Source organism: Aureivirga sp. CE67 (genome assembly GCF_015767245.1).
Lineage (GTDB): Bacteria > Bacteroidota > Bacteroidia > Flavobacteriales > Flavobacteriaceae > Aureivirga.
Genome location: NZ_JADOTV010000002.1, coordinates 369,773 through 393,073 on the forward strand (window position 1 = coordinate 369,773; position 23,301 = coordinate 393,073).

A 23,301-nucleotide genomic window follows, 5' to 3' on the forward strand; every position below is an offset into this window, starting at 1 on the left:
TCAAATTATTTACTTTTTCTCTCTAAAATTCCGCTGATTTTTAGCTAAATTTTCCTTCAATTTTGCTTAAAAAAATCATAAAGTTTCTCAAAATCTTCCATTTGATCGTTTTTTTCTTGTGAAAATCTTTCAAAAACGGCTTTCAAAAACCATCTTTTCATCAATTTTAAGTGAATTTTAATAAAAAAATTAAGATATTTTTTAGTTCGAAAAAACTGAGTATTCGTTAATATATCTTGTAATATATTTAATATACTATAATTGAATACATAATAGATTTACTTGTTATTTTTAAAAAATTATATAGAATTAACATTTCTATTTAACATAAAAAATAAAAAAGAAAAAATAAATTAACATTAGTATTGTTTTTATATCATTCTTAAAGCCTTTGTGGTTGTGGCTTTATTTTATTATTATGCTAAAAAATAAGGATTTTGTCAAAGTAAGTTGTTTTAACATTTAAATAACATAAGTGTTAAATAATTTGCTTATCAAAGTAACAAATCCCATTTTTGGGCAGATTAATTTATAAAACATGATAGAATGAAAAAAAGAACTAATCTTTTATTAATGCTGTTCTTTGCATTAATAACTCAAATTGGTTTTGCTCAACAGATCACCGTAACAGGTACTGTATCTGATGATGCTGGTCCTCTTCCAGGGGTAAGTATCGTTATTGAGGGAACAGCTACTGGAACAGACACTGACTTTGATGGTCTTTACACTATTCAAGCAGAAAAAGGTCAAACTTTAGTGTTTAGTTTCGTAGGATTACAAACAGTTAAGAAACTTGTTGGAGATGCTACAACAATTGATGTTGTAATGACAAACGACAACGTTTTAGAAGAAGTTGTAGTATTAGGTTATTCAGATAAGAGTAGAGAGACTCTTTCGTCTGCTGTAACAAGTGTAACTACAAAAGAATTAGAGGAAGTTGCTCAAACTAACAACGTAGCGAATGCCTTACAAGGTAAAGCTTCTGGGGTAACAGTAACTGCTCAAAACGGTAAGCCAGGTCAAACTGCTTTCGTACGTGTACGTGGTACAGGATCTATTAATGGAGGTCAAGAACCATTATATATTGTTGATGGAGTTGCAATCAGTGAGTCTGATTTGAACTTAATTAACAGTAGTGATATTGAGTCTATGTCTGTATTAAAAGATGCTGCAACTGCTGCTATCTACGGAGCTAGAGGATCTAACGGGGTTGTTGTAATTACTACTAAAGGAGGTAAAAAAGACAGAGATGCTAAGTTTACTTTAAACTCTCAAATTGGATATTCTGAAAGAATTGATGATGGATGGGATTTAATGAATGCTGAGCAAAAATTAGATTACGAAAAAGAATTAGGTATTGGTGTTGGAGCTTCAGCTTCTGATGAAGAAAGAGCTGCATTAATCAAGAATGACCACGATTGGAGAGAAACTTTATTAAAGAAAGGTTTCACAAGATCAAACGCTCTTTCTGTAACAGGAGGATCTGAAAAAACTACTTACTTCGTTTCTTTAAAGAATGAAGAAGATACTGGAATCATCGATGGATTAGATGGATATAAAAGAACAACTGGACGTGTTAACTTTACATTTGACGCTAGAGATTGGTTAACTATTGGAGCTAAAACTGGAGCTTCTTACACTATTTCTCAAGAGCCAAGAGATAGAAACAATGCTCAAAATCCATTTAGAGCGATGTATACTTACAACCCATACGAAACAAAGTATGAGTTAGATGCTGATGGTAACGTAAAGTTAGATGACAACGGAAATCCTGTTTATAACTATACACACGCTGGATTCTCAATTTCTGAGGCAATCGTTAATAATCCAGAGACTGATAAATTCTTAAGAATTTTCAATACAATGAATGCAGATGTAAGATTCAATGAGAATGTTTCTTACAGTACTAAAGTAGGTTTAAACTACAGAAGATATAAAGGAGAGTACTTCGTTAAGCCAGGGTCTATCTTAGATGGTTATGTTGGTGATGCTAACGCTCCAGGATCTAAAAGAGATAGTGGATCTGATAGATTTACTTTCAACTACCAAAATATCTTAAAGTATAAGAATACTTTTAATGAAAAGCATAACTTTGGAGCTTTAGTTTTATCTGAATATATTACTACAGTACATGAAGGATATTCTTTAAGAAGTAAAGGATTCCCTACAGATAAGTTCGATGAGCAAGTTAATGCTTCTGACCCAACAGGTGCTTCTACTACGAAATTTGAGGAGACTACTTTCTCAATTGCTGCTTCTGTAGATTATGATTATGATCAAAAATATATCGCAACTGCTTCTTTCAGACGTGATGGATCATCTAAGTTTGGTGCTAACAACCGTTACGGTAACTTCTGGTCAGCTTCTGCTGCATGGAACATTGCTAACGAAGATTTCTTAAAAGATGTTGAATTCTTAAGTGCATTAAAATTAAGAGCTTCTTACGGTACCTTAGGAAATGATAGAATTGGAAACTACGGATTCTTAGGATTATATTCTTTCGGAGCTTATAACGGATCTTCAGCTTCTTTCCCAAGTAGAACTGAAAACCCAGATTTAAAATGGGAGTCTAAAGCTATTACTGATATAGGATTAGAGTATGGATTCTTAGGAGGAAGAGTACGAGGAGTATTTGATTATTATAAGTCAGTAACATCTGATTTATTATCAAACAAAATTTTAGCTTTCGAAACTGGAGCACCAGGATTATCAGTAGTTCAAAACAATGGAGAAATCCAAACTGAAGGATTTGAAATCGAATTAAGTGGAGATATCATCAGAAATTCTGATTTAAAATGGACTGTAGGTGGTAACATCGCATTCTCTAAAACTAAAGTAAATAGCTTAGTTGGAGGAGATGACCAAATCATCGGTGGTGGAAACATCATTTTAAGAGAAGGTGAAGAAGTAAATACTCATTATTTAGTAAGATATGCAGGAGTAAATTCTGAAACTGGATTAGCTCAATACTATGATAAAGAAGGAAACATTACAGATCAATATTCTGCTGATGATGCAGTAGCATTAAGTGGAAAATCTGTAAACCCTGATTTTGATGGATCTTTCTTTACAAGAGCTGAGTACAAAGGATTCGAATTATCTGCTAACTTCTACTTCAAGTTCGGAAACTACATTTACAACAATGTAAAAGCTGACTTAGAGAGTGATGGATCAAATGCATTTGATAACCAAAGTGTTTCTGCATTCAACTACTGGAAAAACCCAGGAGATACAGGAGTATTACCAGCACCACAACAATTAAGTGGAATTCGTTCTGATGTTGCTTCTGATCGTTTCTTACAAGATGGTTCTTATATCCGTTTAAGAAGTTTAAAATTAGGATATACTGTACCTAGAGAATTAGTTGAGAAAATCAAACTTTCTGATGTAAAGTTATACGTTCAAGGTCAAAATTTATGGACTTGGACAAAAGAGTATGAAGGAGATCCAGAAATTGGAGTTGGATCAGGTGAAGCTACAGGAGAAGTAGCAGGATCTAGATCTTTATACTCATACCCAACTACTAAAACTTATTTAGTAGGATTAGATATTTCTTTCTAATAACTTAAAAGCGAAAAACAATGAAATTAAATAAAATATTAATTGGAGCATTAGTTGCCATGATGACATTATCTTCATGTGACGATGCTTTAGATAAAAGTCCATACGATTCAATTGATGATAAAACTGCATTTGAGACAGTATCTGATTTTGAAAACGCAACAAGAGGACTTTACAACGGATTTATCGGAAATGATGCAGATGCTGGAACTGAGTACTTCGGAGGTGGAATGTTCATTTCTCCAGATGTAGCTTCTGATAACTTAATTGTTAACCAATCAGGAAGACAAACTAGAAAAACTTTATTTGACTGGAATCATGATGCAGCTGTTAGTGGATTTGGATTATACACAAATGCTTATATCGTAATCAACAGAGCAAACAAGATTCTTGAAAATATCGAAAATTTAAGTGATGGTGATTTTAAAAACAAAACTAAAGCACAAGCTTTAGCAGCAAGAGGAATTGCTCACTTTGATTTAGCAAGAACTTATGCTAAGATTCCAGTACAGAGTGCTGATGCTAACGCTTCTTTAGGTGTTGTTTATTCTGAAACTTCAGATCCTTTCGCATTACCAACAAGAGAGACTGTAGCAGAGAACTATGCTCACATTATTTCTGATTTAGAAGAGGCTAAATCTTTAGCAAGTACTGAAGTAAGCAGCTTAAACGTATTATCTTTAGAGACAATCAACGGATTCTTATCTAGAGTATACTTATACAACGGAGAAAACCAAAAAGCAGCGGATGCAGCTAACGCTGTAACTACTTCTGTAGCTCCAATCGGAACTTTCTCTAATGTTTGGAAAGATGCTTCAAATGATGGAGTTATCGCTAAGTTCTTAATTACAGACGTAAACTCTGTAGATATCGGAACTGAGTATTCTCAAACTTCTCCACAAGGAACTCGTTCTGAGTATGTAGTTGCATTTGATTTTTATAACTTATTCTCTGATGAGGATATCAGAAAATCAGCTTACATGTTCACAGGTTCTTTCGGAGGAAACAACTACAACAACGTAGGAAAGTATTTAGGAAAAACTGGTCAGGTTAACGGAATCGTAGATTCTAAAATCTTAAGAGCAGGAGAGGTTGTATTAAATAAAGCTGAGGCTTTATACAACTTAGGAAATGAGGCTGAAGCTTTAGCCGCATTAAATACTTTAAGACAAAATCGTTATACTGGATTTACTCCAGGAACTGAGACTGGAACTGACTTATTAGACGCTATCCGTTTAGAGAGACGTTTAGAGTTAGCTTTCGAAGGACACAGATTCTACGATTTAAAACGTTGGGGATTATCTATTAACAGATCTAATGATGGAGATCAAGCAGATGGATCAGGTGTACCAGCAGTAAACCAAACTTTGGATGCAGGTAGTCACAAATTCCAATTTGCAATTCCTCAAGGAGCTATTAATGCAAATCCTAACATGGTGCAAAACCCAGGTTACTAATTTTCATTATATCTCATTATAAATTTTAGAGATAAGAGCCTTGAAGTTTTATACTTCAAGGCTTTTTTTATGTTCTTATTTTAAAATATTTAGGTTGAAATCAGGTAGTATTTATATTGAAAGGTTGTCAAAATCTCTTGTTAAGTGAGAGGAGAGGTATATTTAGTTTAAAAAAAACTTCAAAAGATTTTAAAGTATAAGATTGATTAAAAGTTTAATAAAACTATTCTAAATCAAAATAAACTTGTTCTATAAGTTCTTTTTCAGATTTGAATAAAACAAATTCTCCATCTTTTATATAAGAGATTTTACCTGTCTCTTCCGAAACTACAAAACAAATAGCATCTGTTCTTTCTGTAATCCCGATCGCAGCTCTGTGGCGTAAACCAAAGCGTGCTGGAAGATGTTTTGCTGAAAGTGGTAAAACAGCTCTGGTGGCTTTAATTACATTTTCCTGAACTATAATAGCACCATCATGTAAAGGACTATTTTTGTAGAAAATACTTTGTAAAATTGGTCCATTTAATTCAATGTGCATTTTATCACCAGTATGTGCTACAAAATCTAAACTTTGATTTCTTTCCACAACGATTAATGCACCTGTTTTTTTCTCAGACATTTGACTACAAGTTGCTATAATAGTTTCAATATCTGTTTCTGTATTAATTTCTGATTTTAAAAACATAATCTGTTTCAGAAAATTTCTTTTGGAAGCAAAATTTGTTGAACCAATCATCAATAAAAATTTTCGAATTTCTTGTTGAAAAACGACAATAATTGCAATTGCTCCACCACTAATTAATGTTCCTAAAATTCCACTAAGCATTTCCATATGCAATGCTTGCGTAACTTTCCAGATTAAAAAAACAATAGTAATTCCGATAAAGATATTAATAGCAACAGAACCTTTTAAAAGTTTGTAGATGTAATACAATAGTATTGCAACTAATAAAATGTCAATAATATCTAAAAAGCGAAAATGTAAGAAATCCAAAATATGTTTTTATTGAAAAGGTTTCTCTCAAAATTACTATTTTTTATAATAGTATATAAGTCAGGTAGTACAATTTCTTCGAATTAAAAGTAAAATCAAAGCAATTATCATCTTATTTTAGTCAATAAAAGAGTATTTTTACAAAAATAACTAGTAATGAATATAACTGTTCTAGCCTTTGGAATCCTTTCAGATTTACTAGAAAATGATTCCATTCAACTGACTTTAGAGAAACAAATGTCTGTTTCAGATTTTAAACAATATTTAATCAAAAACTTTTCTAAGTTAAATGGATATTCTAACTTTAGTATAGCAATAAATGAAGCTTATGCTTCGGATGATATACTATTAAATGAAAATGATGTTGTAGCATTAATTCCACCAGTTAGTGGAGGATAAAATTATAAGCTTATGAGTGATAATATTTCTATTAAAGTAACTTCTTGCCCCCTAAAACTCGAAGATTGTTATGCTTTTGTAGAGGATCCTTCTTGTGGAGGAATTTCTGTTTTTGTAGGAACTGTGAGAAATCAGACGAAAGGAAAAGACGTAAAACGATTGGATTTTTCTGCCTATGAACCAATGGCGATTAAAGAAATGAAGAAAATAGCAGAGGAGTCTTTAGCAAAATTTGAAATTTCAAAAATAGCAATTCATCATGCGATAGGTAAGTTGTCAATCAAAGATATACCTGTAATTATCGCAGTATCTTCTGCCCATAGAAAAGATGCTTTTAGAGCATGCGAGTATGCAATAGATACACTAAAAGAAACCGTTCCAATTTGGAAAAAAGAACATTTTGAGTCTGGTGAAGTTTGGGTGAATTCGCATCCATAATATTTTTGTATATTACGCATCCAAAAAAATTAACAAACTAAACTTAAAAAAACTATGGATGCACAAAAAGTAGACATGTTCCTTGTAGCAAATGCAAAATGTTTTGAATCTTACCATGTTAACATTTTAAGAGATAAATTATTGTCTTTAGATGATTCGAACTGGGTAAAATTACAATCAGTAAGTTTAAAGGATCCAACAACAGTACTTTTAGTATCAATTTTTGCAGGAGGGTTAGGAATTGACCGTTTTATGATTGGAGATACAGGTCTAGGAATTGGAAAACTTTTAACTTGTGGTGGATTTGGAATTTGGACAATCGTTGATTGGTTTTCAATTCAGAGCGCTACAAAAGAGAAGAATTTATACAACATCCAAGAAGTATTAAGATAATCTTGACTCTTAGTAGAACAAAATTTTACGTACTTTCAATTTTAGCGTGTATTTTATCATACGCTTATTTATATTATTCTTATAAAAATAATGTGAAATCAAATATTTCATTTTGTTTTTATAAGAATTTTTTTTCTATTCCATGTCCTTCTTGTGGTTCTACTAGAAGCCTTTTAGCATTTTTAAAATTTAATATTTACGAAGCACTAATTGTTTTTAATCCTTTAGGTGTTTTTTATTTCATATTATTGATAGTGATTCCTTTAATGATAATTTTTGATATCATATTTAAAAAAGAACTAACTTTAAGGTCCTATTTAATATTAATTGAAAAAATAAAAAATAAAAAGTTTTGGATTCCATTTTCAGTAATTCTTATTTTAAATTGGATTTGGAATTTTTATAAAGGATTATGAGAGAAAAAGAGTTTGAATATCAGCCAGAAAAATATGAATTTGAAAAAGCATCGAATGCATATTTAATTTCCCTATTTATTTTAGTATTGGTCTTACCCTTACCAATTATTAATCTTTTTGGAAGTATCATATTTTATACAACTAATAGAAGAAGTACTCCTTTTGTTAGATGGCATTGTACACAAGTTATTTTATCACAAATATTTTTATTAGTAATTAATAATTTGATGATTTTCTGGACATTAATGTTGAATCTACTGGTTCCTATTTCACCTTTTTATTATACTTGTTTAATCATTGTAATACTTTTTAATATCATAGAATTGATAGCAACTGTTGTAACCATTATTTTATTAAATAATGAAAAACATGTAAGGTGGTTGTTCTTTTCTAATATAACAGATTATTTTTTCAAAAATAAAATGCAGAAAAAGGAAGAATTATTTTGGTAGAAATATAAATCTGAATAAAATATTTAAAAATCCATTTATTGAATGGATTTTTTTGTTTGTAAAATTTAATATGTTAAAATATTGAAAATCAAGTATTTAATCTTAAATAATTATTAACTTATAGATAACCATAGAGTTATAACCTTAAATGTTTTTGATTATGAGATTAACTTTACTTTTACTATTTACTATGGTTACTTTTAGTTTACAAGCTCAAGGTACCAAATATGAAGACAAGATTATGCATTATGGAGCAGGAAACTTTGTAGCAGCTTCTACATCTGTATTCTACAACATGATTACGCCTAAAGAAAAACGAAGTAAAATATGGAAAAGTGTATTTTGCTTAGCATCTGCAACCTTAGTTGGCTTAGGTAAAGAATTATACGATAAAAGCGCACCAAACGGTCAGTTTGATGTGAAAGATCTTGGAGCAACTATGCTTGGTGGCTTAACGATTGTGATCGTAATTAATTAAAATCTTTTGTAAATCGACCCTAAACGATTTCCATTTTCTTCAATAAGAAAGATGCATTCATATTTTTACAAACTCCAGTTTTAAAATGATAATCAAAATGTAATTCATCATTTATAATCTCTGCATCAAAATAAAAATTCTTTACTTGTTTAAATTCATCTTCCATTCTACAAAGACTTAAATCGTGTGTTGCAATAATTCCTGTAGAACCAGAATGTACTAGTTTAGTTACAAATTTTTGTGATCCTTCTGCTTTGTCTTTACTATTTGTTCCTTTTAAAATTTCATCTAAAATGATAAAATAACGATCATTTTTCATTTCTTCTACAATGAATTTTAATCTAGTCAATTCTGAAAAGAAATAAGAAGAATCATCCGCCAAAGAATCCGAAGTTCGCATAGAAGTAATCAACTTAATTGGCGAATAAGAAAAACTTTTAGCACAAACTGGTAAACCAATATTCGACATTACAATACTCAAAGAAACTGTTCTTAAAAAAGTACTTTTTCCAGCCATATTTGCTCCAGTAATAATGAAAAATTCTTTCGAATGAATTGTATAATTATTATCAATTCTAACTTTTTCATCTAAAAGAGGATGTCCCAATTCTTTAGATTCTATTACAGTTCCATTGTTTTCTATTTTTGAAAAAGTATATTTTGGATGGTTAAAAGCATAGTTTGCAAGCGAATTTTCTGCATCGAAAAAAGCTAACACAGAGAACCAATTTTCTACCAAACCATGATATTCAGAAATCCATTTTTCAATTTTTAAAATCTGCTGAATATCCCATAAAAATAAACCATTTCCGATGATTCCGAAAAAGATATTATTTCTTTGGTCTAAAGCATCGATAGCTTTTGAAAATTCTTTTAAAACCTCTGAAGCTTTTAAGTTTTCTGTACGAATTAATTGATGTTGTTCTTTCAAAATTTCTGTTTCAAAAGAAGTGTTTTCAATCATATCTAAAAGCAAATGATATTGTTGAAAATTAGATTTCATTCTTGAAACATTTGCATAAAGATCTCCGATTTTCTTTACAAATCTTCCCGTAATTCCTAATCCTAAAAAGAACCATATCATGATTAGCCAAGAAGGAATTAGTTCGAAGAAAATTCCGGCAATCATCAAAAATGAAATCACTGAAAATCCAATAGAAATTGCTTTAAAAGATTTTGGAATAAAAGAAACATGAGAATTTAAAAGTTCTAAAATTTTCTCTTCTTTCGTTTCTGTTTTTACTTGCTGTGCTTTTGCAGTAAAATCTTGTCGCCACTCCGCTTTTTCTGCTAATTCTTGAATTGCTTTTTGCTTTTTCTCAATATGATCAATATGATTTTCAGTCAAAACAGAAGCAAGTTTTTTCTTTCCAGAAAGTGTGGCAGTTCGATTCAAAAATTGAAAAAAAGAACCTCGTCCAAACAAATCGATATCATAACTGAAAAAATGTCTCGGATTGATGAATTCTTCTCCAGTATCTAAGTCTACTTTTTCTTTGTTTAAAACTTTTAATTCTAAATCATTGATAGCGATTTTCGAATTAATCACATCTCGTTTTCTTTGTAAATCGGTGTGTTTTGAAACTAAAAATAAGAAAAGTGAAATTCCGATTACCAAACTACCAATCATGAATTTTGCTTCACCAAAATAATAATAAAGCGAAAAAACAGTCAGTAGAAAAACCGTAAAACGGATAATACTTGAATAAATTAATTTCTTTTTTAGTTCTTGTTGAATTGTAATTGCACGTTGTTTTTGTTCTTCATAAAACAACGCAGGGTTTTCATATTTCATAAGCTTCTATTCCTCCTTCTAAACTTAAAACTTTCATTTCTGGAAATTTTTCTTTGAATAACATCAAAGCTCCGTAGCTCGTAATTCCAGTTCCGCAAACCAAAATATAGGTTTTATTTTCATCCAAATCTGTTTCTTCCAACCAATCTGGGAAATCATATAGCGGAATTCTTTCATTTACTTCAAACGGAATTTCGGTTTCTTCATCCGACATCACAGAAATTTTTATAAACGAAGGATTTTCTAGTTGTTCTTTTAATTCTTTTGCTGAAATTTTAGTTTGTTCTTCATTCAGTTCACAAGTTTCTATCGCATATTTTTCTTGCTCAAAAGCACTACGAATTTTTCCTTTTGTAAACGTATGAGAACATTTTATTTTTTGTTGGCTATTGGAAAGTGCATTATAAATTAGAAGACAATTTTCTAAAGGTTTTCCGATTTCTAAAAGAATTTTCAGTACCTCATTTGCTTGCAACATTCCGATGAAACCAACAATTGGATTTAGAGTTCCAGCTTCTTCACAATTTGGAATGGTATTTTCTGGAATGTCTGGAAAAATATCTCTCAAATTTGCAGTTCTTTCTTCATTTTCTTTCGGAAGATTAAAACTCGCAACATAACCATCATATTTGTAAAGCGAACCATACACCAAAATTTTATCATTCAAAACACAAATATCATTCAGAAGATATTTTATAGGAAGACTGTCCGTACAATCCACAATAATGTCGAAATCTTTTACGGTATCAAAAGCATTTTGTTTCGAAATTGCATCTGTACTTGTTGTCACTTCAATCAAAGGATTTAAAAGTGAAATATGATCTGCAAGTGCTTTTGCTTTATTAATTCCGATATTTTTTTGAGTAAAATAAGTCTGTCTGTGAAGATTTGAAATGGAAACGGTATCAAAGTCAATTAAATGTAATTTACCAATTCCGCTTGCTGCCAAATTAATTGCAACAAAATTACCTAATCCACCACAACCAACAACCAGAACTTTAGCTTTTTCCAGCTTTTCTTGTCCAGTTTTTCCTACTTCTCTTAATGTAATCTGTCTTTGGTAAAAGTCATTAAACAAACTTTTATCTTCCATATTTTCTAAATTTTATGACTAAAATTCTTTCATCCAATTAATGATGCAAATTAATGTTTTTTCTCCATTATTTGATTTAGAATTAAATATTTCAATATAAATACAGTTTATCGATGATTTATATTATTTAAATATTCAAGATGTTTTTAAAATAATAAAAAATGAATAGTAATGTTTTGAAATTCATTTCCTTAAGCTAAGGAAATTATTATTTTTGAAAATAGTAAAACTCTTTAAATCTAAAATAATGTATATGAAAAAACTTTTACTCTTTATTTTTATTATTAGCTTTTTAAGTGCAAAAGGACAACAAGAGGATCTTTTTGACAATACTTGGTATTTGGAAAAAGTAATTCTTGATGAGGAAGAGCATCCAGTACATATTGATGAATGCATAGAATATGTTTCATTAAATTTTGATGACAATTCTTTTGAAACTAATATTGTAAACTTTTATTGGTCAGAACCCGAATTCAATTTTACAGAAAATTATTTCACTTTAACACATATTGGAGGAACATTAACAGGATGTAATCAAGAAAGTGACGATTACGAAGGTTTGTATATGAGTTTTTTTAATGGTGTTAATTTTGAGGTTTCGAACCCGTTTTATTTTGAAATAACTAATGGTGAAAATGATTCTCTAAAACTTGAAATTACAAATGAAAATGGTGATATTGCTATTTATTCTTCTATAAAATTAAGTCTTCAAGAGGATGAGAAATTAGATTTTGAAATTTATCCAAATCCATTTTCTGGAAATAAAATAACTATTGAGCTTTCTATAAATTTTTCTAATTCAAAAATTGAATTAAAAGATTTAACTGGTAAAACTTTAGATGTTAAAAATATAAATCATCAAAATAAAATAAATTATTTCCTTCCAACTAATCTTAATTCAGGAGTTTATGTTATTACTATTACAGATTTAAATAATAATAAAGTTATAACAAAAAGGTTGGTGAAAGAATAAATTATAACTGATCTAATTTTAAAAAACAAAACAGCTTCTAACTCAAATTAGAAGCTGTTTTCGTTATAAAATAGTTTATTCAGTCTTTGACAATTTCAGTTGTTGATTTTCTCAAAAATTGAAATTATCAATTTCCTTTTTAATTTTGGTTGAATTTTATTTTTTCAAGTTTTCTTTTGCTTGTTCAAATTCTGTTGGTGTGTTCACATTGTGAATTAAATCCGTATCCACTTCCACCAATTCTACATCCGAATTAATCAATGCTTTTCTAGGACAAGAAAAACCTTGTGCTAGATAACTCAGTAATACAGGATATGCTTTTGGTTCCCAAATAGTAATTAATGGCTCAGGGAATTCGTTGTCTTTTCCTTTGATTGCCGTTGCCATTTTCTTTGGATTCCTTTTTTCAATTAAAAGCTGAATCAATTTCTCATCTACATAAGGTAAATCTGTTGCAACTACCAAATATGCTTCATTTGGATTGTTCATAAAAGCAGAACAAATTGCACCAAAAGGACCTAAATCGATAAATTTATCAGGAATAATAGAATAATTTAAATCTTCATTATTTTCTCTTAAAGAAAGATAAACTTTTCCGATCAATTGTTGGTTTTCCAACTCAGGATTAGCTAAAAGTTGTTGTTGTTCAGAAAATGCCAAACCTTGCTCTAAAAGCTCTACTAAAAACTCTCTTTGTGGCATTCCATGGTAATCTAACATTCCTTTATCTTTACCCATTCTCGTACTTTTTCCTCCAGCTAAAACCAATCCATTTAAAGTTGGTCTATTGCGAATTAAAAGTTTTTCAATATGATTTGTGATACTATCTAAATCATTAATATGATATGTAGGAACATCAGCAACTTCAGGATATTTTTGAAGAATAAAATCAAAAACAGGCATTCCAACATCTGTTTTGATGATGAATTGAATGTTATCAATTTGTTTTAATCTTTTATAAACTGAATTTTCTTTTTCTCTATCTAAAATCAGAATTTGTTTTTTTCCAGGGAAATGATTTCCATTTACGAAAGTCAAATCATGTTCTGAAAAACGAATTCTTTCTGAGTATTTATTCAAATTAGCAGCAGCTTTCATAGCTAAACTTCCAGAATGATGGAAAGTATAAGTATTGAAAACTGGAGCAACAGCAGTGTCACTATGATAAGCGTCTAAATATCCGATACTATAATTTTTATGTAATCTCTTGGCTACATCTTTCACTAAATTGGTAATTATAGAACATTTTACTCCTAAAATAGATAATTCAAAAGGAGCATAAACACCATTTGTTCTTCTCTGTAATTTCGCGTGTTTTGTATGTTTTTTCATGTTAAACTCTTTATCATGATATTTATAAGCAGTTAAGCTTACAAATGTACTTTTTTATTTATAAAACAATTAGGTTTTAAAACCGTTTATCAAAAATAAGAAATGGAAAATGAAAGGAGAAATAATTAGCCAATTTCTGTTTTATTTTAAATGAATTTTTTTTCTATACCTTTACGAAAATGCATAAATACATGAGAAAATTAGCTTTACTTATTTTTAGTACCTTTTTGTTTGTCAATTGTGGTGCTCCAAAAAAAACAATTGATACAAGTACTTTAGAAAAAAATGAAAAGGGACAATTTGTTGCTATAAAAAATGAAAAAGGAAGTTTGGTAGGGGTTACCAACAAAGAAAAATTGACCCAACCTCCATATTCTGTTTGGTTCAATAGAACTTTTGATCGTTATAAAACAGAGAAAGAAACAATGAAAAGTTTGAATGAAAATACTTCTGATATTACTATGGAAATTTTCATGGGAACTTGGTGTAGTGATAGTAGGAGAGAAGTACCAAGATTTTATAAAGTTTTGGACGAAATGAATTATGATTTGACAAATGCGGAATTAATCATGGTGGATTATGAGAAAGAAACCTATGATAATCTTCAAAAAGATAAAAATATAATTCGTGTTCCTACTTTTATTATTTATGAAAATGGAAAAGAAATTGGGCGAATTGTAGAAACACCACAAGAATCTTTAGAAGAAGACCTTAATAAAATCCTTCAAAAAGAACCTTATACACCTTCTGTTGTTGACTAAATTTAGGATAAAGTTTACATTACAGGTAGTTGAAAATGCTAGAAAACTTATATATTTGCCGACTCAGTAAGCTTAAGGATGTAAATTAATTTTTATGAATAAAGTAAAAATTAATTTACCTTCAATTTTACCAAAAAAACTAACCCCACAAAACTGAAGGAGCAATTATTGAAACTGTTCTACTTTGCTATAAATTATAGTGAATAGACCTTTTTCGAATTAAATTCAAGTAAAATTGCACCAAATAATTTTTAATAAGTTTTTAAGAAGAAATTAAGATATTACTGAATTTTTAGTATATTTAATTTAAATGTAAATCTTTGTACTACAATAAGGTATAAAGATGTAAAAAATACATTATATCAATGATCAAGATAAAAACACGCGAAGAAATTGAATTAATGCGCGAGAGTGCACTTATTGTATCAAGAACATTAGGAATTTTAGCGAAAGAAGTAAAACCAGGAGTTACACCTTTACAATTAGACAAATTAGCAGAAGAATTTATTAGAGATAATGGTGCGGAACCAGCATTTTTGGGATTGTATGACTTTCCCAATTCTTTATGTATGAGTCCAAACGATCAAGTAGTACATGGTATACCTACAAATAAACCATTAGAAGACGGAGATATTATTTCTATAGATTGTGGTTCATATAAAAATGGTTTTTATGGAGATCATGCTTATACTTTTCCTGTAGGGAATGTAGATGAAAAAACGCTACAATTATTACAAGTAACCAAAGAGTCTCTTTATGAGGGAGTTCGTGCTTTTAGAGCAGGAAATAGAATTGGAGATGTAGGAAATGCTATTCAAGTATATGCTGAAAAGTATGGATATGGAATTGTAAGAGAATTGGTAGGACACGGAATTGGACGTGAAATGCACGAAGATCCAGAAATGCCAAACTATGGTAAAAAAGGAAGAGGTAAGAAATTTGTAGAAGGAATGGTTGTTGCTATTGAACCTATGGTTAATATGGGGACACAGAAGATAAAACAACATAAAGACGGATGGACAATCACAACGAAAGATAATTTACCAAGTGCACACTTCGAGCACGATGTTGCTATCGTTGATGGGAAACCAGAACTTCTTTCTACATTTAAATATATTTACGATGCACTTGGTATCGAAAGCAATGAAGAAGACGAATTTAGACAAATAAAAATTTAATTATGAACTATTACAATGAGGAGTGGAAACTTTATCATTGCGATGATTGGCTACCAAATCAAAAGTTTTTGGTATCCAATCATGGCCGTGTTAAAAGCCTAGTCGCAGTTTCCGAAGGTAGACTCCTAAAGGGCGGAACCTCACAAGGTTTTTTGATTATCAATCATATCAAAAAAAAGGATGGTAAACGTACAGGTCGGTATTTTCACAGAATGGTTGCAGAACTATTTTTAGAAAAAAAAGAAGACGATAAATACATCATTCACAAAAACTATGAAAAGAAAGACAATCGGGTTAGCAATTTAAAATGGGTAAATAAAGAAGAATGGGTAGCCCACCAGAAGAAAAACCCAAATGTCATCGAAGCAAAGTTGATGCGGAAAACCAAAAGACACTACAGCAAGCTGACAGAAACCCAAGTGAAGATGATTAAACGGAAAATCAATGATCCGAATCGGAAAACACGAATGAAAATAATTGCTAAACAGTACGGGATTTCATTGATGCAGCTGTATCGAATTAAATCTGGAGAAAATTGGGGCAACGTTAGCCCAGATAATGTGTAAATTTTCTAACATTTTTTTATAAACATTATCAACCCTTTTTTATTTTTGCTTTGAAAATAATAAATTAACCCCCACAACCTATTTTACATATTTAGAATGCGAATATTTAAGCTAGTATTGAATACAATACCTAGACCTTTATTGATTAAAGCTAGTTATGTTGTAAAACCATTTATTGCATTAGCACTGAAAGGGAACCGTTATACAGATCCGATTGACGGAAAAAGTTTCAAGAAGTTTCTTCCTTATGGATATGGAACACAAAGACCTAATGTGTTGGCTCCAAGTTCTCTTTCTTTGGAAAGACACCGTTTGATGTGGCTGTATTTGAAAAATGAAACAGATTTTTTTACAGCAGAAAAAAAAGTTTTACATATAGCGCCGGAACAATGTTTTTTGAAAAGATTTAAAAGTCAGAAGAATCTGAATTACATTACAGCAGATTTATATTCTCCAATTGCAGACGTAAAAGCAGATATTTGTGACTTGCCTTTTGAAGATAATTCTTTTGATGTAGTTTTTTGTAATCATGTTTTAGAACATATCGAAGATGATAAAAAAGCAATGTCTGAGCTTTATAGAGTAATGAAACCAGGAGGTTTTGGTATCTTTCAAATACCACAAGACTTAAATAGAGAAGAAACTTATGAAGATTTCTCCATTACTTCACCTGAAGAAAGAGCAAAACATTTTGGACAATATGATCACGTTAGAGTTTATGGTAGAGACTATTTTAATAAACTGAGAAATGCAGGTTTTGAAGTGGAAGAAGTAAATTATAATGAGAAAATTTCAGCTGAATTGGTAGATAAATATCGTTTATGTAAAAATGAAATTCTACCTGTGTGCAGAAAAAAATAAAAGATTCTATTTCAAAACGAAAGAGATAAGAAAACTATTCTTTTGAATTTTTGAAGTATCTTTGTCGCTATGAATGGTATTGTAATAAAATCTACAGGAAGTTGGTATCAGGTTCGTCATGAAGATGGAACAATTTATCAATGTAGAATTAGAGGAAAATTTAGAATTAAAGGAATCAAGAGTACAAATCCGGTTTCGGTTGGAGATGTTGTTGATTTCGAATTAGAACCAAAAAAAGATACGGCAGTAATTACAGATATACATGAACGTAAGAATTATATTGTCCGTAAATCTGTGAATCTTTCCAAAAGAACACATATTATTGCTTCTAATATTGATATAGCATTTTTACTTGTTACTATTGATAATCCACCAACTTTTGAAGGATTTATCGATCGTTTTTTGGTAACAGCAGAGGCTTATCATATTCCTACCGTAATACTTTTCAATAAAGTAGATACTTTGACAGAAGAAACTTTAGATCAAAAAGAATATCTGGAAGCAGTTTATGGTTTGATTGGATATAAATGTATAGATGTTTCTGCAACAGAAGGAATCAATATTGATAAAGTAAAAGATTTGATGAAAGGAAAAGTAAGTCTTTTCTCAGGGCATTCTGGTGTAGGAAAATCTACTTTAGTAAATACTATTGAGCCAGATTTAAACCTGAAAACTACCGAAATATCAAATCAACATAAACAAGGACAACATACCACAACATTTGCAGAGATGCATCCGTTATCTTTTGGAGGATATATCATCGATACTCCAGGAATTAAAGGTTTTGGTATTGTAGATTTTGAGAAAAATGAACTTGGAAATTATTTCCCAGAATTTTTTGCTTTAAAATCTGAGTGTAAATTCCACAATTGTTTACATGTAAACGAGCCAAAATGTGCTGTAAAAGATGCTTTAGATCGAGGAGAAATTGCTCCAACAAGATATAATAGTTATTTACAAATGTTGGAAGGAGACGAAGAACATTATCGTCAAGATATTTATGGTTAAAAAATAAGATGAGAGTAGTAGTACAAAGAGTAAGTGAAGCTTCTGTAAAAGTTGACGAAGAAATAATTGGAGAAATAAAACAAGGAATTGTTGTTTTATTAGGAATAGAACAAGCAGACAGTGAAGAAGATATTGATTGGCTGATCAAAAAAATAACAAATCTTCGAATATTTAATGATGAAAATGATGTAATGAATCTGTCATTGCAACAAATAAACGGTGAAGTTTTAGTAATTAGCCAATTTACACTTCACGCAAGTACAAAAAAAGGAAATCGTCCTTCTTATATCAAAGCTGCAAAGCCAGATGTTTCGATTCCTTTGTATGAAAAATTTATAGAAAAACTTAGAAAACAAATACCACAAAAAGTTGCAACTGGAAAGTTTGGTGCCGATATGAAAGTTAGTTTGATTAATGATGGTCCAGTGACAATTTGTATGGATACAAAAAATAAAGAATAAACAAGCGACTATTATTTTAAGTTCCCCTCTTGAGAGGTGTTAGGGGTGTGTAAATTCCTCAAAATAAGATTATGAGTAGCTATGTTTGATGATGATTTTATATCATCATTTTTTTTGGAAAGAAATTAATCACAAACTATTTTAATATGAAAAAAAGATTATTGGTAGCTTTCTTGATGACTTTTCAATTCTTATCTGCGCAAGATTATGGATACGGAAAAGTCTCTAAAGAAGAAGTAAAAGAGAAAAAAAATAGTATTGAAGAAGATGCATCCGCTTCGATTTTATACTTAAACAGAAAAACAAATTTTGATTTTATTCCAGGGCAGGGAATCTCGATTTCTCATGATTATCATTACAGGTTCAAAGTTTACTCTGAAGAAGGAATAAAATATATCCGAAGAGAATTTGAGTTTTTGCCAGAAGCAAATGAAAAAGTTATTGGTTTAAAAGGAACTATTTTTAGACTAAAAGGGAAAGAATTAGAAAAAATTGATGCTGAAATTGAAGAAAAAACTGTTGAAAAAAACAAGTCTTTATCTAAAAAAATACTAGAAATTAAGAATGTGAAATCGGGAGATGTTGTAGAATTTAAATATACAATCACAACACCAAATTTCTTGACAATTCCAGCAGCAGATTTACAAACGGAGATTCCTGTAAAAAAAGCAGAGCATTTTGTAAATATTCCAGAATTATATGTTTTTAGAACACAAATGCGAGGTGGTTTATTCAATGTTGAACAAGGAACTGCTTCGAAATCTATTTCTATGAACGGACAAACAATTCCTTATTCTGACAATACTTACAAAATTACGGATAGCAATATTCCTTCTTTAAAAGAAGTTCCTTTCGTAACGGCTATGAAACATTTCGAAAGAGGTTTAGATTTTGAATTGGTAGAGATGAAATCTATGAATCAAGCTCCATCACAAAATTTTGGAGATAGCTGGGAAACAGTTGGGAAATTCATGAAAAGATCTTTAGATAAAAACTTAAACAGTACTTCTTATCTAAAAGAAGAAGTGGCAAAAGTGATTCAAGAAGGAATGACAGAAGAGCAGAAAATTGCAGCTGTTTTTGCTTTCATCAAGAATAAAATGGAGCTAAAAAATAACGCAGATGTTTCAAGTGCTAAAAAAGCTTTTGAAGTTGGTTATGGAGGTGTTGGACTGATCAATATGAATTTACGAAATGCGCTAAAAGAAGCAGGAGTAGAGGCAAACATCATGTTGAGTAGTACGAGAGAAAACGGTTCATTTGATGGTAGACCATATATGGGAGCTTTCGATTATTATTCGGTTTATTTACCAAAACAAAAAATGGTTTTAGATGCTTCTCAAAAATATACGAAGCTGAATGAATTACCATTCGAAGCGCTAAACTGGAAAGGTTTTGTATTTAAAGATGATGGAACTTTCGAGTGGATTTCTTTATTGACAAGCAATGTTTCTACTGAAGAAGTAAATCTGAGAACAGAGCTTACAGCAGACGGAATTATCAAAGGAACTGGGCGTGTGAAAAGAGAAAACATGGCAGCACTTTTACACAGAAATGCTTCAGAAAACAAAGAAAATGACGCACTGAAAAAGAATTTTGAGGACAAATTCAACAACGTTTCTCTAGAAGCAATTCGTTTGAGCAACCTAGAAAATATTGATAAAACTTTAATTGAAAGCATAAAGTTTCAATACAAAGTTGGAGCGGAAAAATCTAAAGTTGTTATAAATCCACTATTATTTTTCACTCCAGAAGAAAATCCTTTGGCAGAAGAAAAGCGTTATATCCCGATTGATTATGGAACACCTTGGATGAAAAAATACACGATTTCTATCAAATTACCAGAAGGAGCAACGGTGAAAAAATTACCAGAAAGTAAAGTGATCGAAATTCCAGAAGGTATCGGATATTCTGCGATTTCTATCAAAAATGAGAATAACACGATTTTGATTGGAGTAGAAACACAAATTTATGCAAGTGTAATTCCAGGTGCTTATTATACGCAGATGCATGAATTTTATAAAGATATGATTGCTAAACAAACTGAAGAAATTGAAATCAAATTATAATTGATTAAATAGTATCACAATTCATTTTGTACAAAGATTTACAGATTGTCAAGTTCCCCTCTTGAGAGGGGCTAGGGGTGTGTTTTAAAATTTATTTGATTTAAATTCGTGATAATTTATCAGAATGAAATTTTGGGCGAAACCCTAACGGGTCGGGCTTTTCGTTACAAGTTTTCTTTTTCAAAAAAAGAAATTCTATGCAATCCGTGGGCTTCTAAGGTCGCCTCCGTTTACCAAGAATTTCTAATTTTTTTCAAAAGAAAAGCTTTCCACTACAATCCCTTTCGCAAAAAAAACAACAATAAAAAAGCTCACTAATTAGTGAGCTTTTTTTGTCGCAAGTTTAAACAAATACTTATTTCAGGTGTTTAGCAAAGAATCCCATCATGTAAGTATAAAGTTCGATTCGGTTGTCTTCATGTCCGAATCCATGCCCTTCATTATACTTTACCATATATGGAACATCTACACCACGATCCCTTAAATTTTCTACTATTTGATCTGATTCTCCAATTTTCACTCTCGGGTCATTCGCTCCTTGAACTACAAAAAGAGGTTTTTTGATTTTTTCTACATTCAATGCAGGTGAAACTTCTTTCATAATTTTCTGATCTTCTTCGCTGTCTGCATTATACCATTGCTCATAAACTTGTCCTAAATAAGGCTTCCAATAAGCTGGGAACGAATTGAAGAAAGTAAATAAATTAGAAACTCCTACATAATCGACTCCACAAGTATATAAATCTGGAGTTTTAACCAAACTTCCTAAAGTTGCCAATCCACCGTAACTTCCTCCGTAGATTGCTACTTTATCATTATCAATAAAATCTAAATCTTTAGCAAAAGCAACTCCATCTTCTAAGTCATTCAACATTTTTCTACCGATTTGCTTGTTTCCAGCTAAGAAAAATTCCTTTCCATATCCACCAGAACCTCTATAGTTTACTTGTAAAGTTGCATATCCTCTACTAGCAAAAAGTTGTGTTTCTGGGTTGAATCCCCAACTATCACGTACACCATAAGGCCCTCCGTGTGGATTGATAATTAAAGGAACTTTATTAGATTTTGAAGCATTTTTGGGAATCGTTAAATATCCATGAATTGTCAATCCATCTCTTGTTTTATATTTGATAGGGCGCATTTCTGCCATATCGTTTTCTTTCAACTGTGGCATTAAATTGATTAATTCTTTGAAAGAATCTGAGTTTACATCATATAAAAAGTATTTTCCATATAATTTATCACTTGTTACCATAATCAAGTATTTATCCTCTGCATCTGTAGTACTTTGAATGTAAAATGATTTATCACCAAACTCTTTTAAAAATTTCTTATGAAGTTTTTTATACGTTTTACTCTTTGGAATAATGTTGTTTTTTTCTCCATTATAAGAGAAATAATCGATTTCATAATTACGTTTTCTAGATCTTGAAAGTCCATCTACATCGTAATTTTTATTCTTGAAAACCGTTTTAATTTTTTTGTTTTTAGCCAAATCGAAAAGAACAATTTCTGTTTTGTCCGAATCAACATTCGATTGTAAATAAGCTAAATGAGGATTGTCTTTATCATAAGTAAATTCCATAATATCAAACTCATCTTTCCAAGTAGTTTCTTTTAATGGTTTGAATTCTTCATTTTCGTTAGCTCTATAATACAGGATATAATTTACAGCATTGTGTTGTTTTTTGAATGCTCTTAGTTTTCCGTCTTTGTCAAAATAATAATTGTCAATTGGGCTAGAAAGATCTTTGTTTTCATAAAGTTTTTCTGTAGCTCCAGTATTTACATTGATTTTGAAAGGTTCAAAAATTTGCGGATTATCTTTATTCATCGCAATGATAATGTACTCTGGCTGTTCTTTCAATCCGTTTAAGAATTGAACTGTTACATTTTCATAAGGGGTAAGATCTTTATTGTTTTTTCCGTCGATATCTACAGCAAAAAGGTGGTAATTTTCATTTCCTCCGTTGTCCATGATGTAAATAAGTTTTTCATTGTTTACCCAACCATATCCACGAATTAATTCTTTTTTCTCTTCAATAACTTTCGTTATTTTATTGGTTTTGGTGTTTTTAACATACACGTGGCTTTTTCCATTTTCGTCTTTTTCTTTGAAAGAAATATATTTCCCATCAGGAGAAAATTCAAAGCTAGATTTGGTAGGTTTTTGGAAATAATCGGAAACAGAATATTGGTAAGTTCCTTGGTCTAAAGTAGCAAGTTTTTTAAGTTCTTGTGTTGTAGATGGCAAATGTGTGTTTCCAGGTTTTTTATTCATTTCTTGAGCAGAGGCAGTACCAACTGTAATCGTGGCCATGATCCCTAATATTAGTTTTGTAATTTTCATAATTTCTTTGATTAATTTTTAGTGATTTAAAAGGTTAGAAGATTCTAAGTTGAATTTGTTACTAATAAAATTAGCATTTAACAAAATGTTAACAAATTTTAATAGCAGCGTTTTTCTGGTTAGAATGGCTTAGGGATTGTAGCGGCATCCTTTTGCTGCCTGCATTTTGCAGCAAAAGATATAGCGGAAAGCCCGACCTTTTTTGAGTTTTTTGAAACGAAAAAAAGGGAAGCTCCAAATTATTTTTATTTTTTACTTCCCATTTT

21 protein-coding genes are annotated in these 23,301 nt (G+C 30.5%); 16 read left to right on the forward strand and 5 right to left on the reverse strand.

Features of this window, described 5'->3' with window-relative positions; translation table 11 throughout:
• The first annotated feature begins 546 nt into the window (after nt 1-546).
• Nucleotides 547-3,561: a SusC/RagA family TonB-linked outer membrane protein gene (locus I0K12_RS05490; RefSeq protein WP_196885994.1), complete on the forward strand. Its 3,015-nt coding sequence runs from the start codon at nt 547-549 to the stop codon at nt 3,559-3,561.
• A 20-nt stretch (nt 3,562-3,581) separates the two neighbouring features.
• On the forward strand, nt 3,582-5,018 hold the full coding sequence (locus I0K12_RS05495) for a RagB/SusD family nutrient uptake outer membrane protein (protein WP_196885996.1): 1,437 nt from the start codon (nt 3,582-3,584) through the stop codon (nt 5,016-5,018).
• Nucleotides 5,019-5,241: 223 nt separating this feature from the next.
• Here I0K12_RS05495 and cdaA read toward each other — a convergent pair whose 3' ends face one another.
• Entirely contained in the window at nt 5,242-6,015 is a 774-nt protein-coding gene (cdaA, locus tag I0K12_RS05500) for a diadenylate cyclase CdaA (protein ID WP_196886144.1), read from the reverse strand.
• 153 nt (nt 6,016-6,168) lie between these two features.
• On the opposite strand from cdaA, the gene I0K12_RS05505 reads away from it, so the two are divergent.
• The 6 genes from I0K12_RS05505 (at nt 6,169) to I0K12_RS05530 (ending at nt 8,588) form a co-directional block, all read left to right on the forward strand.
• Entirely contained in the window at nt 6,169-6,411 is a 243-nt protein-coding gene (locus I0K12_RS05505; protein ID WP_196885999.1) for a MoaD/ThiS family protein, read from the forward strand.
• Between the two features lie 12 nt (nt 6,412-6,423).
• The gene (locus tag I0K12_RS05510; protein ID WP_196886001.1) at nt 6,424-6,849 is read left to right on the forward strand and encodes a molybdenum cofactor biosynthesis protein MoaE; all 426 of its coding nucleotides are present in this window, start codon (nt 6,424-6,426) and stop codon (nt 6,847-6,849) included.
• Between the two features lie 54 nt (nt 6,850-6,903).
• Entirely contained in the window at nt 6,904-7,242 is a 339-nt protein-coding gene (locus tag I0K12_RS05515) for a TM2 domain-containing protein (RefSeq protein ID WP_196886003.1), read from the forward strand.
• A 92-nt stretch (nt 7,243-7,334) separates the two neighbouring features.
• Nucleotides 7,335-7,658: a DUF2752 domain-containing protein gene (locus I0K12_RS22210; RefSeq protein WP_196886004.1), complete on the forward strand. Its 324-nt coding sequence runs from the start codon at nt 7,335-7,337 to the stop codon at nt 7,656-7,658.
• Nucleotides 7,655-8,110: a DUF4870 domain-containing protein gene (locus I0K12_RS05525; protein WP_196886006.1), complete on the forward strand. Its 456-nt coding sequence runs from the start codon at nt 7,655-7,657 to the stop codon at nt 8,108-8,110. The genes I0K12_RS22210 and I0K12_RS05525 overlap by 4 nt, the downstream gene beginning before the upstream one ends.
• Before the next feature lie 160 nt (nt 8,111-8,270).
• Nucleotides 8,271-8,588, forward strand: a complete 318-nt coding sequence (locus I0K12_RS05530; RefSeq protein WP_196886008.1) for a hypothetical protein — start codon at nt 8,271-8,273, stop codon at nt 8,586-8,588.
• Between the two features lie 19 nt (nt 8,589-8,607).
• Here I0K12_RS05530 and I0K12_RS05535 read toward each other — a convergent pair whose 3' ends face one another.
• Both I0K12_RS05535 and I0K12_RS05540 read right to left on the reverse strand, forming a co-directional pair.
• Nucleotides 8,608-10,383, reverse strand: a complete 1,776-nt coding sequence (locus I0K12_RS05535; protein WP_196886011.1) for a MutS-related protein — start codon at nt 10,381-10,383, stop codon at nt 8,608-8,610.
• A complete protein-coding gene (locus I0K12_RS05540) occupies nt 10,373-11,476 on the reverse strand; it encodes a HesA/MoeB/ThiF family protein (protein ID WP_196886013.1) in 1,104 nt (367 codons plus the stop codon). Before I0K12_RS05540 ends, I0K12_RS05535 begins: the two co-directional genes overlap by 11 nt.
• Nucleotides 11,477-11,729: 253 nt before the next feature.
• Here I0K12_RS05540 and I0K12_RS05545 point away from each other — a divergent pair, with 253 nt between their 5' ends.
• On the forward strand, nt 11,730-12,449 hold the full coding sequence (locus I0K12_RS05545) for a T9SS type A sorting domain-containing protein (RefSeq protein ID WP_196886015.1): 720 nt from the start codon (nt 11,730-11,732) through the stop codon (nt 12,447-12,449).
• Nucleotides 12,450-12,605: 156 nt separating this feature from the next.
• Here the strand turns inward: I0K12_RS05545 and I0K12_RS05550 are convergent, their stop codons facing one another.
• The gene (locus I0K12_RS05550) at nt 12,606-13,781 is read right to left on the reverse strand and encodes an NTP transferase domain-containing protein (protein ID WP_196886017.1); all 1,176 of its coding nucleotides are present in this window, start codon (nt 13,779-13,781) and stop codon (nt 12,606-12,608) included.
• A gap of 191 nt (nt 13,782-13,972) precedes the next feature.
• Between I0K12_RS05550 and I0K12_RS05555 the strand changes: the two genes are divergently transcribed.
• The 7 genes from I0K12_RS05555 to I0K12_RS05585 all read left to right on the forward strand — a co-directional run bounded on the left by I0K12_RS05555 (nt 13,973) and on the right by I0K12_RS05585 (nt 20,685).
• Nucleotides 13,973-14,542 carry a thioredoxin family protein gene (locus I0K12_RS05555; RefSeq protein ID WP_196886019.1) on the forward strand — a complete coding sequence of 190 codons (570 nt, stop codon included), beginning with the start codon at nt 13,973-13,975 and terminating at the stop codon, nt 14,540-14,542.
• Nucleotides 14,543-14,907: 365 nt separating this feature from the next.
• On the forward strand, nt 14,908-15,720 hold the full coding sequence (gene map, locus I0K12_RS05560; protein ID WP_196886020.1) for a type I methionyl aminopeptidase: 813 nt from the start codon (nt 14,908-14,910) through the stop codon (nt 15,718-15,720).
• A gap of 2 nt (nt 15,721-15,722) precedes the next feature.
• Nucleotides 15,723-16,286, forward strand: coding sequence for an HNH endonuclease (locus I0K12_RS05565; RefSeq protein WP_196886021.1), 564 nt, complete (start codon nt 15,723-15,725; stop codon nt 16,284-16,286).
• Nucleotides 16,287-16,382: 96 nt separating this feature from the next.
• Nucleotides 16,383-17,147 carry a class I SAM-dependent methyltransferase gene (locus tag I0K12_RS05570; protein ID WP_196886022.1) on the forward strand — a complete coding sequence of 255 codons (765 nt, stop codon included), beginning with the start codon at nt 16,383-16,385 and terminating at the stop codon, nt 17,145-17,147.
• Between the two features lie 69 nt (nt 17,148-17,216).
• Nucleotides 17,217-18,155 carry a ribosome small subunit-dependent GTPase A gene (rsgA, locus tag I0K12_RS05575; protein ID WP_196886023.1) on the forward strand — a complete coding sequence of 313 codons (939 nt, stop codon included), beginning with the start codon at nt 17,217-17,219 and terminating at the stop codon, nt 18,153-18,155.
• 8 nt (nt 18,156-18,163) lie between these two features.
• Nucleotides 18,164-18,616 carry a D-aminoacyl-tRNA deacylase gene (gene dtd / locus I0K12_RS05580; protein WP_196886024.1) on the forward strand — a complete coding sequence of 151 codons (453 nt, stop codon included), beginning with the start codon at nt 18,164-18,166 and terminating at the stop codon, nt 18,614-18,616.
• Nucleotides 18,617-18,762: 146 nt separating this feature from the next.
• Nucleotides 18,763-20,685 (forward strand): DUF3857 domain-containing protein, encoded by a 1,923-nt coding sequence (locus I0K12_RS05585; protein WP_196886026.1) that lies wholly within the window; start codon nt 18,763-18,765, stop codon nt 20,683-20,685.
• A 355-nt stretch (nt 20,686-21,040) separates the two neighbouring features.
• Here I0K12_RS05585 and I0K12_RS05590 read toward each other — a convergent pair whose 3' ends face one another.
• A complete protein-coding gene (locus I0K12_RS05590) occupies nt 21,041-23,005 on the reverse strand; it encodes an alpha/beta hydrolase family protein (protein ID WP_231372710.1) in 1,965 nt (654 codons plus the stop codon).
• Between the last annotated feature and the right edge of the window lie 296 nt (nt 23,006-23,301).